Source organism: Diaphorobacter sp. C33 (genome assembly GCF_030503915.1).
Taxonomy (GTDB): Bacteria; Pseudomonadota; Gammaproteobacteria; order Burkholderiales; family Burkholderiaceae_C; genus Diaphorobacter; species Diaphorobacter nitroreducens.
The window spans coordinates 3,119,115-3,135,212 of record NZ_CP129980.1 but is presented as its reverse complement, the minus strand read 5'-3'; the positions used below and the strand labels follow the sequence as shown (position 1 = coordinate 3,135,212).

Sequence of the window (16,098 nt, the reverse complement as noted above, 5' to 3'; positions counted from 1 at the left end):
GCCATAGCGCCCGGGTCGCCCCGCGGTAGCGGCCGCGCGTTCCCCCACGGGAAGGGCGCCGGCGCAGAGTCCGGCAGTCACTCGTCCTTGCGCAGCCGCTTCACCTCGGCGTCGCTGGGCTGGTACTTGGCGCCGTCGCGGTAGGTGAAGTCCACCATCACACCCTTGCCCATGCGCAGCGCGGTCTTGCCCACGTAGGCACCCATGGTGGACTGGTGGTCCTGCGTGCGGTAGGTGATGGGACCGAACGGCGTGGCCACCTGCAGGCCGCGGAAGGCGGTGATGAGTTTCTCGGTGTCGGCCGATCCGGCCTTGGCCAGCCCCGCCGCAACCGACTGGACGGCGTTGTAGCCCACCACCGAGCCCGCGCGCGGGTAGTCCTTGAAACGCTTCATGTAGGCGTCCAGAAAGGCCTTGTGCTCGGGGGTCTGGATGGCATACCAGGGGTAGCCGGTGACGATCCAGCCCTCGGGCGTCTCGCTCTTGAGCGTGTCCAGGTATTCCGGCTCGCCCGACAGCAGGCTCACCACGCTGCGGCCCGCGAACAGCCCGCGGGTGTTGCCCTCGCGCACGAATTTGGCGAGGTCGGCGGCGAACAGCACGTTGAAGATCGCATCGGGCTTGGCGTCTTCCAGCGCCTGGGCCACGCTGCCGGCATCCACCTTGCCCAGCGGCGTGGCCTGCTCGGCAACGAACTCCACGTCTGGCTGCGCGGCCTTGAGCAGCTGCTTGAAGGTGGCCACGGCCGACTGGCCGTACTCGTAGTTGGGATAGACGATGGCCCAGCGCTTTTTCTTCAGCGCCACGGCTTCGGGCACCAGCATGGCCACCTGCATGTAGGTGGAGGGGCGCAGGCGGAAGGTGTAGCGGTTGCCGTGCTCCCACACGATCTTGTCGGTGAGCGGTTCGGCCGCCAGGAAGAAGCGCTTCTTCTGCTGCGCGAAGTCGGTCAGCGCCAGGCCCACGTGCGACAGAAAGCTGCCCATGAGCACATCCACCTTCTCGCGCGCGATCAGTTCCTCGGCCGCGCGCACCGCGTCGCCGGGGGTGGCGTTGTCGTCGCGCGTGACCAGCCGCAGTTGCTTGCCCTGGATGCCGCCAGCCGCATTGATCTGCTCGACCGCCAGTTCCATGCCCTTCTTGTAGGGCTCCAGAAAGGCGGGCTGGGCCTTGTAGCTGTTGATCTCCCCGATCGTGTAGGCCTCCTGCGCATAGGCGCCACCCGCAAACAGCAGGGCGAGCAGGGGGGTGAAGGGCTTGTGCATGGTCGAATCCTTTGCCACAGGTCAGCTTCCGGGCAACGCAACTGTACCGCTGCCACGAGTTTGCCCGACAATGTGCGGGTTTGCCCGCATGGCAGGGGGCAGCCAACGCCCGCACGCGATGCTTGACGGGTGCCGTGGACACAGCGCAAATGTCGGCTTATGCCGAGAGCGCATATCAAAGCCGCGACACTAACGCCACCGGCCCTGCCCCCACGGCTCCCGTTCGCCCTGTTTTCGTTCATTTTTCTGGCACCCATCCATGAGCGCATTTCACGAAGAGCGTGTACTGACCGTACACCACTGGACCGACCGCCTGTTCTCCTTCACCACCACGCGCGACCCGGCGCTGCGGTTCTCCAACGGCCACTTCACCATGATCGGCCTGAAGGTGGACGGCAAGCCGCTGCTGCGCGCCTACAGCATCGTCAGCGCCAACTACGAGGAGCACCTGGAGTTCCTCTCCATCAAGGTGCCGGACGGCCCGCTGACCTCGCGCCTGCAGCACATCCAGGTGGGCGACTCCATCATCGTGGGCAAGAAGCCCACGGGCACGCTGCTCATCGACTACCTGTTGCCCGCCAAGCGGCTCTACCTGATGTCCACGGGCACGGGCCTGGCGCCGTTCCTGAGCGTGATCCGCGACCCCGAGACGTACGAGAAGTTCGAGCAGGTGATCCTGATCCACGGCGTGCGCCAGGTGGCCGAGCTGGCCTACCACGACTACATCACCAAGGAACTGCCCCAGCATGAGTTCCTGGGCGAGCTGATCACCAAGCAGCTCAAGTACTACCCCACGGTCACGCGCGAGCCCTTCCGCAACCAGGGCCGCATCCCCGACCTGATCGACAGCGGCAAGCTGGCCGCCGACCTGGGCCTGCCCGAGCTCAATCCGCTGGAAGACCGCGTGATGCTCTGCGGCAGCCCTGAGATGCTGGCCTCGCTCAAGGAACTGCTGGAAAAGCGCGACTTCGAGGAAGGCAACACCACGCGCCCCGGCGACTTCGTGATCGAGCGCGCCTTCGTGGAGAAGTGACGCACGCGGCCCTGGCCGCGTCGATTTGCTAGCAAAATAGGAGCTATTGGCGCTTACCCACAGGCGATCCAACGCCAATCCCCCTCAAAACGGCCTGCCCGCAAGCGCAGGCCGCTTTTATTTTCGTAGCGCCTGGGTAGCCACTCTCGTCAAGCGCAGGCCCCTGCGCTCAATAGCCCCGGTCCACTACGCGCACCGGCTCCACGCCCGCACGGTCGGCATCGGCCCCCGGGTCCACGCGCAGGCTCTTGCCCTGCACGCGTACGGCCGTGCCCTCGGCCAGCGGCTGGGCGCGCGTGAAGTTGCGCACCGAACCGTCATCCATGCGCACGCGCATCTGGTAGACCGTGGTGGTACGGGCGCGCTGCTCCACCTTGTGGCCCACGTAGCCGCCGCCCACGGCGCCCAGCACCGTGGCCGCGGTGCGGCCCGATCCCTTGCCGATCTGGTTGCCCAGCACGCCCCCCAGCACACCGCCGGCCACCGCGCCCACGCCCGTGGCCGGCGCGGCCTGCTCGACAGCGCGCACCGACTCCACCCGCCCGCAGGTGGCACACACCGGCGCCGCACTGCGCTGCGCCACGGCCCGCTGCAGCGGTTCGCCGCGCTGGGTTGGCACTGGCGAGGGCGATGCCGCCGGCTGTGGATAGCCCTGTGCATACGTCTGTGGATCGCCCTGTGGATACGCCTTTGGAGAAGGCGGCGCTGCTGAGCGCCGGGCTACGGGATTCGCTCCTGAATCGAGAGCTGCCATCGCTTGCTGCGACTGGGCTAGAGGCGCTTTTTCATTCAACACTTCCGCCTCGGGCGTGCGCGGCGCGGTGGCTGCCAGCGTGGCGGCCGGTCCGCCAGCCGCGGAGTCGCCAGCAGGCGGACCGCCGCGCAGGTTCTGCGCCAGCAGCGTGCCACCCAGGGCCAGCACACTCACGCCCAGCACGCCCACGGCGGCCCACAGCCATTTGAGCGAAGCCGCGGACGGGGCTGCGGCGGAGGAAGCAGAGGTGGAATGCATGTGCTCGTCCGGTTGCCAGAAGAAAAGCCGCGGGCTGCGCATGCAGCCGCCACGGCACCGGCGCCAAGGCTAACGCCGGCCCTGCTTCACAAAACCGCGCGCGGCGTAACGGACGTAATCAGCGGTCAACGGCCCGCCGGCGCGGAGGCGGCGGTACGCGTTTCGTGCAGCGCCCGCGCGCTGGCGGCCGAGAACAGCAGCACCGCGGACGAAAAGTAGATCCACATCAGCAGCACCACCAGCGAGCCCGCAGCGCCATAGGCCGACACCACCGCCGCGGTGGACAGGTACAGCGCCAGCAACTGCTTGCCCACCGTGAACAGCGTGGCGCCCACCACCGCGCCGAATACCAGGCAATGCGTGGGCGGCTTGGGGCCGCTGCCGATGCGCATCAGCCCCAAGAACAGCGCCACCGCCACGGCGAAGGCCACGGCCTCATTGACGATCTGCAGCAGCGTGCCCGAGCCGAACGGCAGCCGCGCGCTGGCCCAGGTGGCCAGCACGTTGATAGCCGTGGACAACACCAGCGACACCAGCAGCAGAAAACCGATGGCCAGCACATAGGCCAGGCCCCGCAGGCGCAGCGAGGCCATGCGCCACCACGCCTTGCGCTCGGGCGCGGGCTGGCCGTGTGCCCACAGCCGCTCCAGCGCGCTCTGCAGCTCCACGAACACCCCCGTCGCGCCGGACAGCAGCAGCACGAAGCCAGCCATCGACGCGAGGCGCCCCTCGGCCGGTTCCTGCGCACTGGCCAGCGCCAGGCGCACCACCTCGGCGCCGCGCTCGCCCATCACCCCGCGCACCTGGGCGATGAGGTTGCTCTCCAGGTAGGCCTGGTCGATCCACCACCCCAGCACCCCCACCAGCAACAGCAACAGCGGCGCCAGGCTCAGCATGCCGTAGAACGACATCGCCGCGCTCATGCGCAGGCCGTCGGCGTCCAGCCACATCTGCACGGCGCGCACCAACGGCGCAATGGGCTGCAACACCCGCTGCAGCAGTGGCTGGGCAATAGATTTGAGGCTCTGCAGGGTCAGTGGCATGGCCCGATTGTGAACAGTGCGGGCCCGGCCCCCTGTCGGCGCAAGCCGACAGCCGGCCGCGCACCGGCTGCCGCACGGACCAGGTGGACGCTCTTACACTTCCCAGTCTTCACTCACCACGACAGACAAGCATGCAAACGCGTTGCGCCCTGGTCGGCATGCCGGGCTCGGGCAAATCCACGGTGGGCCGCCAGCTCGCCCGCCGTCTGGGGCTTCCCTTCGTGGACCTGGACCAGCGGCTGGAGCAGCGGCTGGGCACCAGCATCCGCGACTATTTCGACCAGCACGGCGAAGCGGCCTTTCGCGACCACGAGGCCGCGCTGCTGGCCGAGCTGGCCGCCCAACCCGGCGGCATGGTGCTGTCCACCGGCGGCGGCGCCGTGCTGCGCGAGGACAACCGCGCCACGCTGCGCCGCGGCTTTCCCCATGTGATGTACCTGCGCGCTTCGCCCGAAGAGATCTTCAAGCGCATCAAGCACGACCGCACGCGCCCCCTGCTGCAGGTGGACGACCCGCTGGCCCGCCTGCGCGACCTCTACCGCGCGCGGGACCCGCTGTACCGCGAGGCCGCGCACTACGTCATCGAGACCGGCCGGCCCACGGTGCACACGCTGGTCAACATGATCATGATGCAGCTGGAGATGGCGGCGCCGGGCGACCCGGTGTAGCAAGCGCCCTTCCTCAGACATGAAAAAGGCCCCGCATGCGGGGCCTGGGTTCTCTTGCGGCGCAGAGGCTTACCAGCTGCGCACACGTCCGGTGTCGATGTGCACGAACTGTTCCCGGGCGTAGTAGCCCACGCCGCCCGCCCGCAGGGAGATGGCGGCGTCGCGCAGGTCGCTCAGGGACACGCCGGGCAGGCGCACGTCGATGGCCTTGCCGTCCATGTGCAGGCTGCGCCGCGCCACACCGCCGCCGCGCGTGGTGCGCAGCGTCTCGTTGGTATGGGGGCTGCGGTAGCCGGAGATCACCTCGAACGGCTGCTGCGTCTCCAGCGTCTGCCGCACGCGATGCAGCAGGTGGAACAGGTCCGGGTCCATCACGCCGACGTCGCCGCTGTAGTGGTCGCGCAGGAAGTGGTTGAGCGTGGGCAGCGCCGCGGGAACGAATTGTTCGCCCTGGGCGTAGACCAGCGCCAGCCGCTCATGGGTGTGCAGGTGGTTGAAGGCCAGGCGCCGCGCAAGGTCCTGCTCTTCGCTGAGCGACGCCAATGCCGCCTTGGGCAGCAGCACCGCGGCCGCTGCGGCGTGCGCGATGGCGGCGCCGCGCCCCAGGAATAGACGGCGGTGGGGGTTATGCGGTGGAGCCATGCGCGAAAAACCTCGAAAAAGCGAAAAAACGCGCTATTTTGGACCGATCACCCCGGCAGCACTACCCGCGCGGACCGCATCGTAGGGTTTTGCCGAATGCTGGCGCAGCAGGCTGGCGAGCTTGCGGTCATGGCCGTACAGGTCGCCATAGAAGTGCGGACGGCCGTCCTGCACCACCACGGTGATGTGCGTGATGATGACCGGCACCGGATGCGGCAGCCGTACGAACACGGGCTTGGGCTGCGCCATGGCCGCACGGATGCGCTCCACGGTCCAGGTGGGATCGTCCTGCAACACGAACTGGGCGAGCGCCACCGGCTCCTCGACACGCACGCAGCCGTGGCTCAGGTCGCGCCGGCTGCGGCCGAACAGCGTGGGCGCCGAGGTGTGGTGCAGGTAGATGTTGTCGTTGTTGGGCAGCACGAACTTGATGTCGCCCAGCGCGTTCAGCGGCCCCGGGCGCTGGCGTATGCGCGCCTGGCCTGCCAGCACGGCACCCAGCATCTCGGGCGTGGTGTCGGTGCTCACGCCCGCCGCGCTGACGAACTCCATGCCCTGCCGGGCCAGGTAGCCCGGGTCGCGGCGCAGGCGCGGCACGGTTTCGCCGCGGGCGATGGACGGCGGGATGTTCCAGTACGGGCTGAATTCGATGGACTGCATGTCCTCATCGAACAGCGGCGTGCGCGTATCCAGCGCCTTGCCGACGATGACCGCCATGGACAGGCGCAGCGTGATCCTGCCGCCCGCGTACTCATAGGCGCGCAGGCGGTATTCGGGCACGTTCACGGCGATCATGCGCGGGCCTTGCAGCACGGGCGTCCAGCGCAGGCGCTCCATCTGCAGCGCGATCTGCTCGGCGCGTGCGGCCGGGGGCACATTCAGCGCCGCCAGCGTGGTCGCGCCCAGCACCCCGTCCGCCTCCAGCCCGTGGCGGCGCTGGAAGGCCGTGACGGCCTCGACCAACGCGGGGGTGTATTGCGCCGGCGCGGACGCTGCAGGCGGCTCGCCCGTGGGCTGCGGCGGCAGGTCGCCCAGCGCCACCAGCCGCTCGGCCAGCACGCCCAGGCCCTCCCAGGGCTGGCCCGGCGTGAGCTTGCGGCCCGGCAGCGCGGGCATCGGCTGCGCCCAGGCAGGGTGAGCGCCCAGCGCGCGGTACTGCGCCAGCAGTGCGCGCAGCGCCGGATACATGGGCACGCGGGGGACGGCCGCGTCCCGCGCCTGCTGGATCTGGCCGTCGGCCAGCGCGGTCTGCAGCGCGGCGCGCAGGTCGGGCTGGGGGCGGCGGGAGTGGTCGTAGCGCTCGTTGAGCCGTGCCGGATCGATGCGCCCGCCGTGCAGCTCATACAGGTAGCGCTCCACGGCCTGCGTCAGCTCCTGGTCGAGCGCCACGGCGGAGGCGGCATCCAGGCCGCGGGCGGCTGCGGCCGCCAGCGCATCACTCAGGTGCTGCGCGCCATAGTCGGCCGGCTCCAGCCCATCGGCTGCGGCTTCGTTGAGCCAGCGCACCGCTTCATGCGCAGCCGGCAGGGGGCGCCCGTCAGCCGTCAGCCAGGACGGGTTGGCCCAGGCAGCCAGCGGCATCCAGGCCGCCAGCAGCAGGGGGGCAGTGTGGTGTGTCAGCAGGCGCAGGTTCATGGGTCGATCTTGGCATGGCCTGCGCCGACCAGGCGCTATAGCCCCAGATTCGGCGCAAGCGCGCGCTCCACCTCGGCCAGGGGCACTCCGCTGCGCTGGGCCATGTCCTGCACCTGCGCATCGTCGATCTTGCCGACGCTGAAGTAGGTGCTCTCGGGGTGGCTGAAGTAAAAGCCGCTCACACTGGCCGCGGGCGTCATGGCGTAGCTGTCGGTAATGTCCATGTCCACGTCGGCCGTGCCCAGCAATGCAAACAGCGGCTTCTTCACCCGGTGATCGGGGCATGCGGGGTAGCCCGGCGCGGGGCGGATGCCCACGTACTTCTCGGCGATCAGTTCGTCGTTGGACAGCCGCTCGCCCGCCTGGTAGCCCCACCAGTCGGTGCGCACGCGGTGGTGCAGCCATTCGGCACCGGCCTCGGCCAGGCGGTCGGCCAGGGCCTTGAGGGTGATGGCGTTGTAGTCGTCGTGGTCGGCCATGAACTCGGCCACCTTGGCATCCACGCCGATGCCGGCAGTGACGGCAAACGCGCCAATGTGGTCGGCCTGCGTGGGTGCGCCACCCTCCGAGCGAGGCGCGATGAAGTCGGCCAGGCAGCGACTGGGGCGCATGCGGCCCTCGGCGTCGGGCTGCTTCTCGGCCTGCTGGCGCAGGCCGTACCAGGTGAGCACGACCTTGTCGCGCGCGGCATCGGCATACAGCTCGATGTCGTCATCGCGCACGGTGTTGGCGGGCCAGAAGCCCACCACGGCGTGGGCCGTGAGCCAGCGGCCCTCCACGATCTTCTTGAGCATGGCCTGTGCGTCGCGGAAGACGCGCGTGGCTTCCTCGCCCACCACCTCGTCCTGCAGGATGTCGGGGTACTTGCCAGCCAGGTCCCAGGTCTGGAAGTACGGTGCCCAGTCGATGAAGGGCACCAGTTCGGCCAGGTCGATGTTCTTGATCACGCGCCGGCCGATGAACTTGGGCGCCGGCGGCTGGTAATGCGCCCAGTCGATGCGCGTCTTGTTGGCGCGGCACTGCGCCAGCGGCCACACCGGCGTCTTCTTCTTGTTGGCATGCAGGTGGCGCACATGGTCGTAGTCGGCCTGCACCTCCGCCAGGTAGCTGTCCTTTTGCTCGCCCAGCAGGCTCTGCGCCACGCTCACGCTGCGCGAGGCATCGGGCACGTAGACCACGGGGCCCTGGTACTGCGGCGCGATCTTGACCGCCGTGTGCACGCGCGAGCAGGTGGCGCCGCCGATCAGCAATGGAATCTTCTTGATGCGGAAGTACTCGTCCTTGTCCATCTCGCCGGCCACGTACTGCATCTCTTCCAGGCTGGGCGTGATGAGGCCCGACAGGCCGATGATGTCCGCGCCTTCGGCCTTGGCACGCGCCAGGATTTCATGGCAGGGCACCATCACGCCCATGTTGATGACCTCGAAGTTGTTGCACTGCAGGACGACGGTCACGATGTTCTTGCCGATGTCATGCACGTCGCCCTTCACGGTGGCGATGACGATCTTGCCCTTGCTGGACACATCCAGGCCGGCGGCTTCCTGCTGGCGCTTTTCTTCCTCGATGTAAGGGATCAGGTGGGCCACGGCCTGCTTCATCACGCGGGCGCTCTTGACCACCTGCGGCAGGAACATCTTGCCCGCGCCGAACAGGTCGCCCACGATGTTCATGCCGTCCATCAGCGGACCTTCGATCACGTGCAGCGGGCGGCCGCCGCCTTGCACCACGATCTGCTGGTAGGCCTCCTCGGTGTCTTCGACGATGAAGTCGGTGATGCCGTGTACCAGCGCATGCGACAGGCGCTCACCCACGGTTTTCGGGTGCTCGGGCGTGCCGCGCCACTCCAGCTTCTTGCTGTCGTCCTTGGCGGCGCCCTTGGCGGCCTCGGCAATCTCCAGCAGGCGTTCGGCCGCGTCGGGGCGGCGGTTCAACACCACGTCTTCCACACGCTCGCGCAGCTCGGGGTCAAGATCGTCGTAAACGCCGACCATGCCCGCGTTGACGATGCCCATGTCCATGCCGGCCTTGATGGCGTGGTACAGGAACACGGTGTGGATCGCCTCGCGCACCGGCTCGTTGCCGCGGAAGCTGAACGACACGTTGGACACGCCGCCCGACACCTTGGCGCCCGGCAGATGCTGCTTGATCCAACGCACGGCCTCGATGAAGTCCACGGCGTAGTTGGCGTGCTCTTCGATGCCCGTGGCGATGGCGAAGATGTTGGGATCGAAGATGATGTCCTCGGGCGCCATGCCCACCTCGTCCACCAGGATGCGGTAGGCGCGCTCGCAGATCTCGGTCTTGCGCGCGAAGGTGTCGGCCTGGCCCTTCTCGTCGAAGGCCATGACCACGGCAGCCGCGCCGTAGCGGCGGATCAGCTTGGCCTGGCGCTTGAACTCCTCCACGCCCTCCTTCATGCTGATGGAGTTGACGATGCCCTTGCCCTGCAGGCAGCGCAGGCCGGCCTCGATGACCTCCCACTTGGAGCTGTCCACCATCACCGGCACCCGGGCGATGTCGGGCTCGGAGGCGATGAGGTTCAGGAAGCGCACCATCGCGGCCTTGCTGTCCAGCATGGCCTCGTCCATGTTCACGTCGATGATCTGCGCGCCGTTTTCCACCTGCTGGCGCGCCACCGACAGTGCCTGCTCGTACTGGTCATTCAGGATCATGCGCGCGAACGCCTTGGAGCCGGTGACGTTGGTGCGCTCGCCCACGTTGACGAACAAGCTCCCCTCGCCGATGAACACGGGCTCCAGCCCCGACAGGCGCATGGGCGGCACGGCGTGCGAAGGGACGGAAGATGCGGGGGCGGACGACGGCATGGGGCTCACCTGGATAACAAGAACAGATACATCAGGTGAGCGCCGTTGGTACACGCACGGCTGCATGCCGCGGTGGGCCCGAGCCTGACGCCGCCACGCGCGAGCCGCCTGTGCGGCCCCGGCCGGCGGGCGCTGCAGCGCTCCTCGGGAAAGCGTCGAATTCTACGCGGCCCACCTTTGGGGGGCAGGTATATGGATATACCCCCGCGTGCACTGTGAGCCCAGAACATGGCCCCTACACGGGCCGGTGGCTGTTTCAAGCAAAAACAGACCGCAAGCCAGACACAGCAAGCGTTAAAAGCTATCAAACAAGGAGCATCAGCCCTGCTCCCGTAACAGTCGCAGCTTGCGGTACAGCGTGCGCGTGCTGACCCCCAGGGCGCGCGCCAATTCGCGACGCGACGCGGCCCCACCCGCCAGCGCCGCGCGCAGGGCCTCGGATTCGATGTCACGCAGGGTGGCATGGTCGGGCTGCTGCGCAGCGCGGGCCGGCGCCGCCGCGGGCGCATCGAACGAGAGCGCGCGCTCGATCGTATGGGCGGTCACCACCGCGCCGTCGGTCAGCAGCGCGGCACGTTCCAGCACGTTGCGCAGCTCGCGTACGTTGCCGGGGAAGGGGTGCTGCGCCAGCCGGCGCAGCGCCGCGGGCGCAAGCACCAGGCCCCGCCCCCCGGCCACGCGCTGCAGGAGCGATTCCGCCAGCAGCGGAATGTCCTGCGGGCGTTCGCGCAGCGCGGGCAGCTGGATGGGAAAGGTGCTCAGGCGGTAGTACAGGTCCTGGCGAAACCGCCCCTCGCGCACCATGGCGCGCAGGTCGCGGTGGGTGGCCGCCACCAGGCGGATGTCCGCGCGGCGCAGCTCGGTGTGGCCCACGCGGCGGTAGGTGCCGCTTTCCAGCAAACGCAGCAGCTTGACCTGCATGGTGAGCGGGATGTCGCCCACCTCGTCCAGGAACAGCGTGCCGCCGTGCGCCGCCTCCACCAGGCCGGCGCGTGCGGCATGGGCGCCGGTGAAGGCGCCACGCTCGTGGCCGAACAGTTCGCTCTCGAACAGCGTCTCGGGCAGGCTGGCGCAGTCCACCACCACCAGCGGCCGCCCCGCGCGCGGGCTGGCCTCGTGCACGGCGCGCGCGGCCAGCTCCTTGCCCGTGCCCGACTCGCCCAGCAGCAGCACGCTGGCCTGCGACGGGCCCACGCGCGCGATCAGCTCCAGCACGGCCTGGAACGCGGGCGCGCGCCCGATCATGCCCGGCGCGCCCGGCTGCCCCTGGGCAATGCGCAGCGGCTCCATCTTCTCCAGAAAGTACTGGGGCTGGCCCGCCTCGTCGCGCAGCGGCACCAGTTCGATCTGCACGTATTCCTCGCCCGCCGGGGTGTGGTGCAGGTGCAGCACGCGCTCGCGCTGGCCACTGAAGAGCGAGCGCGCCAGCGGGCAGGTCTCGCCCGCCTGGTCGCACGGCACGGGCGAATGGTGCGAGACCGCATGGCAGGTGCGCCCCACCACCGGCGCGCCCTGGCCGAACTGGCGACGGTAGGCGCCGTTGGCGGCCACGATGCGGTAGCCGCGGTCGAACAGGATGTGCGGCTCGGGCAGCCCCTCCAGCCAGGAGGCGAGCAGCGCGGTCTGCGCCGCCTGCGCCGGGGTGGGAGAAAGATCAGGGATGTCGGCCATGGTGACATATGGTGTCACAAATGGCATGCATTGGCAGTGTTTTTGCCGTTCACCATGGCAGCGCTGACTCCTTGGGTGGATGTAAGCCTTTGTTCCACATGGAGATTTCGCACGCAGTGCCGCGCGGCCAGGCTGGCACGGCTCTTGAGTCAGGACAAGCAAGCGCGCGGCCCCTTGGCCGCGCCCATCGTGAAGGAACCGCCATGACTGCCCTCCCCGCCTCGTGCACCTGCGCTGCGCCCGACGCAGAACGCCGCACCCTGATCCACGCCACGGCCGCCGCCGGGGGCCTGGCCGCCGTCGGCGCGGCCGTGCCCCTGGTCAGCAGCCTGGCGCCCAGCGAGCGCGCGCGTTCCCTGGGCGCGGCCGTGGAGGTGGACATCGCCGGCCTGCCGCCGGGCGGCATGCTCACGGTGGAGTGGCGCGGCAAACCCGTCTGGATCGTGCGGCGCACGCCGGAGATGCTGCAGTCGCTGCAGGGGCTGGAGGCACAGTTGGCCGACCCCGCATCGGCCAAGGACCAGCAGCCCGACTACGCGCGCAATACCCACCGCTCCATCCAGCCGGAGGTCTTCGTGGCCATCGGCATCTGCACGCACCTGGGCTGCTCGCCCACGGCCGTGGCCCCGGGCGCGCCGCAGTCCGGCCTGGGCGCGGGCTGGCCCGGGGGCTTCTTCTGCCCCTGCCATGGCTCCACGTTCGACAACGCGGGGCGCGTGTACCGCAACAAGCCCGCACCGACGAACCTGGAGGTGCCGCCGCACCGCTTCCTGAGCGCCACGCGGCTGCTGATCGGCGAGGACAGCGCCAGCGCCTGATCGACTGCCCTTCGCCCAAGACCATCACAACCACGCCCCTTCCATGCCCGCCCCACAGACCCAGCCCCCCGCTGCCGAACGCGACGTCTACGTCGACCTGTACGAAGCCAAGAAGAAGATCTACCCGCGCGCCATCGGCGGCGTGTTCACGCGCTGGCGCTGGGCGCTGGTGCTGCTTACCCAGGGGGTGTTCTACGGCCTGCCCTGGTGGCAGTGGGGCGAGCGCCAGATGGTGCTGTTCGACCTGGGCGCGCGGCGCTTTTACCTGTTCGGCCTGGTGCTGTACCCGCAGGACTTCATCTACCTCACCGGCCTGCTCATCATGTCGGCGCTGTCGCTGTTCCTGTTCACGGCAGTGGCGGGGCGGCTGTGGTGCGGCTTCGCCTGCCCGCAGACGGTGTACACCGAGCTGTTCCTGTGGCTGGAGCGCCTGACCGAAGGCGACCGCAGCGCGCGCATGCGCCTGGACAAGGGCCCGTGGACCTTCGAGAAGCTGTGGCGTAAGACGCTCAAGCAGCTCGCCTGGGTGTCGGTGGCGCTATGGACCGGATTCACGTTCGTGGGCTACTTCGTGCCCATCCGCCAGCTGGGCGGCGAGCTGCTGGCGCTGCACGGCACCTGGCAGATCTTCTGGGTGGGGTTCTACAGCTTCGCAACCTATGGCTTTGCGGGCTACATGCGCGAGCAGGTGTGCAAGTACATGTGCCCGTATGCACGCTTTCAGAGCGCGATGTTCGACAAGGACACGCTGATCGTCACTTACGACACCCAGCGCGGCGAGCCGCGCGCCGCGCGCAGCAAGAAGGTAGACGCCAAGGCCGCCGGCCTGGGCGACTGCATCGACTGCTCGCTGTGCGTGCAGGTGTGCCCCACGGGCATCGACATCCGCAAGGGCCTGCAGTACGAGTGCATTGGCTGCGGCATGTGCGTGGACGCCTGCAACACCGTGATGGACAAGGTGCAGTACCCGCGCGGGTTGATCCGCTACGCCACGCAAAACGGCATGCAAAACCGCTGGAGCAGCGCACAGATGCTGCGCCGCGTGCTGCGCCCGCGCGTGCTGTTCTACAGCGCCGTGCTGCTGGCTCTGTGCACGGCCATGCTGGCCAGCCTGGTCACGCGCACGCCGCTGAAGGTGGATGTGGTGCGCGACCGCGCCGCGCTCTCGCGCGTGGTGGCGGGTGGGCAACTGGAGAACATCTACCGCGTGCAGGTCATGAATGCCACCGAGCAGCCCCAGCGCTACCGCATCACGGCCAGCGGCCTGCAGGGGCTGCAGGTGGCCTCGGAGCCCGAAGTGGAGATCGGCCCCGCCGAGTCGCGCTGGGTGGCGGTGCGGCTGCAGGTGCCCTATGGCGCCGCGCCCGCCGGTTCGCACACCGTGCACCTGGACGTACAGGCGCAGGGCGACCGGGCGCAGGTGTCGGAAAAGACCGTGTTCCTGGTGCCGCGGTAGGCGCCGCCGCAGATTACAAGCCAAAAGAGCTTCCAGCGCCCTTCTGTCAAGCGCTGGAAGCTCCTTATTTCATAGCAATCCGCTATCAATCCATGCGGATGTTGCGCTCCTTGATCAGCGCACCCCAGCGGGCCACCTCCTTGTCCAGGTGCGTGGCCAGCTGCTGCGGCGTGGTGCCGATGGGCTCGGCGCCGATGGTCTCGAACTTGGCCACGGTATCGGGCTGCTTCATGGCGTCGATCAGCGCGGCGTTGATCTTGTTCACGATGGCCGCCGGCGTGCCCGCGGGCGCGAACACGGCAAACCAGGGCGAGACCTCGTAGCCCGGCACGCCGGCCTCGGCGATGGTGGGCACGTCGGGCAGCGTGGCCGATCGCTTGGCGCTGGTCACGCCCAGCGCGCGCAGCTTGCCGGCCTGGATGTGCGGGCGCGCCGAGGTGATGCTGTCGAACATCAGGTCCACCTGGCCGCCCAGCATGTCGGTCACGGCCGGGCCGCTGCCCTTGTAGGGCACGTGCAGCAGGTTCAGCCCGGCCATGGAGGCGAACACCTCGCCCGCCAGGTGAATGGAGGTGCCGTTGCCGGCCGAGGCATAGGTGAGCTTGCCGGGGTCGCGCTTGGCATGGGCGATCACGTCGGCCACGGACTTGTCGGTCGTCTTGGCGGTGTTCACCACCAGCACGTTGGGCACGATGGCCAGCAGGCTGATGGGCGCGAAGTCCTTCACCGGGTCGTAGCTCAGGCGCGGGTACAGCGCCTTGTTGGTGGCCATGCCGATGGACGTGATCATGATGGTGTAGCCATCGGCCGGCGACTTGGCCACGGCGTCGGCGCCGATGTTGCCGCCCGCGCCGGGACGGTTCTCGATCACGAAGGGCTGACCCAGCGTGCGGCCGGCCTTCTCGCCCAGCGTGCGGGCAATCACGTCCATCGCGCCGCCCGGAGGGAAGGGTACGACCCACTTGATGGGCTTGGCAGGCCATTGGGCGTCGGGCTGCGCCATGGCGGCAGCGGGCAGCAGGCCGGCGGCGGCCAGGGTGCAGGCGCCCATCAGGGCAATGCGGCGGGAGAAAGTCATGGTGTGTCTACCTCAGGTCCAGGATGTCAGGCGGCGGCCACGCGGTCCATGCGTGCCTCGGGGCGCTGCTCGTCGGCCGACAGGGCCTTTTGCAGCACGAAGTCAAAGCGCACGCGGGTGAACGGCGCGCTGATGCCCAGCGATTCATAGCCGGCGGCGGGCGTGCCCGGCTCCAGCGTGACCACCAGGCCGTCGCGCGTGGCGAAGGCGAAGTCGTCGTCCAGGAAGCTGTCGCCCGGAATGTTGACCTGCGTGGTCAGCGTGCGCAGGCCTTCTGCTACCACCAGGAAGTGGATGTGCGCGGGGCGGTTGCCATGGCGGCCCAGGGCGTCGAACAGTTCGGCCGTGGGGCTGCCCGGCGGGATGGCGTAGCCCGGCGGGATGAAGCTGCGAAAGCGATAGCTGCCGTCCGCCCCCGTGCGGATCTTGCGGCGCAGGTGGTAGGGCGCCTGGTCGGGGTCGAAGTGCGAGTAGCGGCCCAGCTCGTTGGCGTGCCACACGTCCACCAGCGCGCCGGCCACGGGCTGGCCCGCGGTGTCGAGCACGCGGCCTTCCATCACCACCACCTCGCCGCGGGGCGGCTCCTCGCCCTCGTCCAGGCGCACCTCGCGCTCGGACAGCGGCGCGCCGGCCACGAACAGCGGGCCCTCGATGGCGCGCGGCGTGCCCGCGGCGCGCTGGGCGCGCTCGTCGGCCTCGTCCATGCGGATGTCGATCAAGCGGTCAAAGCCCAGGCCGGCGGTGATCAGCCCCGTCTGGCCGCTGGCGCCCAGGCGCGTGAGCCAGCCCACGCCGGCCCAGAACTCGTCGGGCGTCACGTCCAGGTCTTCGATGGTGCGGAACAGGTCCGTGACGATGCGCTGCGTGATCTGGCGCACGCGGGCATTGCCCTCGGCCACGTGCACGGTGTTGACGATGTCCAGCAACTGCTGGGCGGTGTATTCGGCCATGT

General features: G+C 69.0%; 13 protein-coding genes and 1 riboswitch. Of the genes, 4 read left to right on the top strand and 9 right to left on the bottom strand.

From position 1 onward, the window contains the following. Positions 1-77: 77 nt before the first annotated feature. A complete protein-coding gene (locus tag QY917_RS14655) occupies positions 78-1,265 on the bottom strand; it encodes an ABC transporter substrate-binding protein (protein ID WP_123675331.1) in 1,188 nt (395 codons plus the stop codon). Between the two features lie 259 nt (positions 1,266-1,524). Here QY917_RS14655 and QY917_RS14650 point away from each other — a divergent pair, with 259 nt between their 5' ends. Further along, a complete protein-coding gene (locus QY917_RS14650; RefSeq protein WP_088887909.1) occupies positions 1,525-2,298 on the top strand; it encodes a ferredoxin--NADP reductase in 774 nt (257 codons plus the stop codon). A gap of 169 nt (positions 2,299-2,467) precedes the next feature. Here QY917_RS14650 and QY917_RS14645 read toward each other — a convergent pair whose 3' ends face one another. Both QY917_RS14645 and QY917_RS14640 read right to left on the bottom strand, forming a co-directional pair. Further along, positions 2,468-3,310, bottom strand: a complete 843-nt coding sequence (locus tag QY917_RS14645; RefSeq protein WP_123675569.1) for a glycine zipper 2TM domain-containing protein — start codon at positions 3,308-3,310, stop codon at positions 2,468-2,470. A 125-nt stretch (positions 3,311-3,435) separates the two neighbouring features. Further along, positions 3,436-4,353, bottom strand: coding sequence for a YihY/virulence factor BrkB family protein (locus QY917_RS14640; RefSeq protein WP_123675332.1), 918 nt, complete (start codon positions 4,351-4,353; stop codon positions 3,436-3,438). Between the two features lie 131 nt (positions 4,354-4,484). On the opposite strand from QY917_RS14640, the gene QY917_RS14635 reads away from it, so the two are divergent. Continuing rightward, a complete protein-coding gene (locus tag QY917_RS14635) occupies positions 4,485-5,021 on the top strand; it encodes a shikimate kinase (protein ID WP_123675333.1) in 537 nt (178 codons plus the stop codon). A gap of 69 nt (positions 5,022-5,090) precedes the next feature. Here the strand turns inward: QY917_RS14635 and QY917_RS14630 are convergent, their stop codons facing one another. From QY917_RS14630 to QY917_RS14615, 4 genes are all read right to left on the bottom strand, one after another. Further along, complete coding sequence (locus tag QY917_RS14630) at positions 5,091-5,663, bottom strand: DUF882 domain-containing protein (RefSeq protein WP_123675334.1); 573 nt, start codon at positions 5,661-5,663, stop codon at positions 5,091-5,093. A gap of 33 nt (positions 5,664-5,696) precedes the next feature. Continuing rightward, the gene (locus QY917_RS14625; protein WP_123675335.1) at positions 5,697-7,298 is read right to left on the bottom strand and encodes a murein L,D-transpeptidase; all 1,602 of its coding nucleotides are present in this window, start codon (positions 7,296-7,298) and stop codon (positions 5,697-5,699) included. 35 nt (positions 7,299-7,333) lie between these two features. Beyond that, positions 7,334-10,123, bottom strand: a complete 2,790-nt coding sequence (gene metH / locus QY917_RS14620) for a methionine synthase (RefSeq protein WP_170163336.1) — start codon at positions 10,121-10,123, stop codon at positions 7,334-7,336. 30 nt (positions 10,124-10,153) lie between these two features. Next, positions 10,154-10,275, bottom strand: a riboswitch (S-adenosyl-L-homocysteine riboswitch). A gap of 166 nt (positions 10,276-10,441) precedes the next feature. Further along, entirely contained in the window at positions 10,442-11,794 is a 1,353-nt protein-coding gene (locus QY917_RS14615; protein ID WP_123675337.1) for a sigma-54-dependent Fis family transcriptional regulator, read from the bottom strand. Positions 11,795-11,997: 203 nt separating this feature from the next. Between QY917_RS14615 and petA the strand changes: the two genes are divergently transcribed. Both petA and ccoG read left to right on the top strand, forming a co-directional pair. After that, a complete protein-coding gene (petA, locus tag QY917_RS14610; protein ID WP_011803614.1) occupies positions 11,998-12,612 on the top strand; it encodes a ubiquinol-cytochrome c reductase iron-sulfur subunit in 615 nt (204 codons plus the stop codon). Between the two features lie 43 nt (positions 12,613-12,655). Beyond that, positions 12,656-14,068 (top strand): cytochrome c oxidase accessory protein CcoG, encoded by a 1,413-nt coding sequence (gene ccoG, locus QY917_RS14605; RefSeq protein WP_123675338.1) that lies wholly within the window; start codon positions 12,656-12,658, stop codon positions 14,066-14,068. A gap of 85 nt (positions 14,069-14,153) precedes the next feature. Here ccoG and QY917_RS14600 read toward each other — a convergent pair whose 3' ends face one another. Then, the gene (locus QY917_RS14600) at positions 14,154-15,119 is read right to left on the bottom strand and encodes a tripartite tricarboxylate transporter substrate binding protein (protein WP_302079276.1); all 966 of its coding nucleotides are present in this window, start codon (positions 15,117-15,119) and stop codon (positions 14,154-14,156) included. Between the two features lie 53 nt (positions 15,120-15,172). Further along, complete coding sequence (locus QY917_RS14595) at positions 15,173-16,096, bottom strand: dioxygenase (protein WP_123675340.1); 924 nt, start codon at positions 16,094-16,096, stop codon at positions 15,173-15,175. Positions 16,097-16,098: the final 2 nt, after the last annotated feature.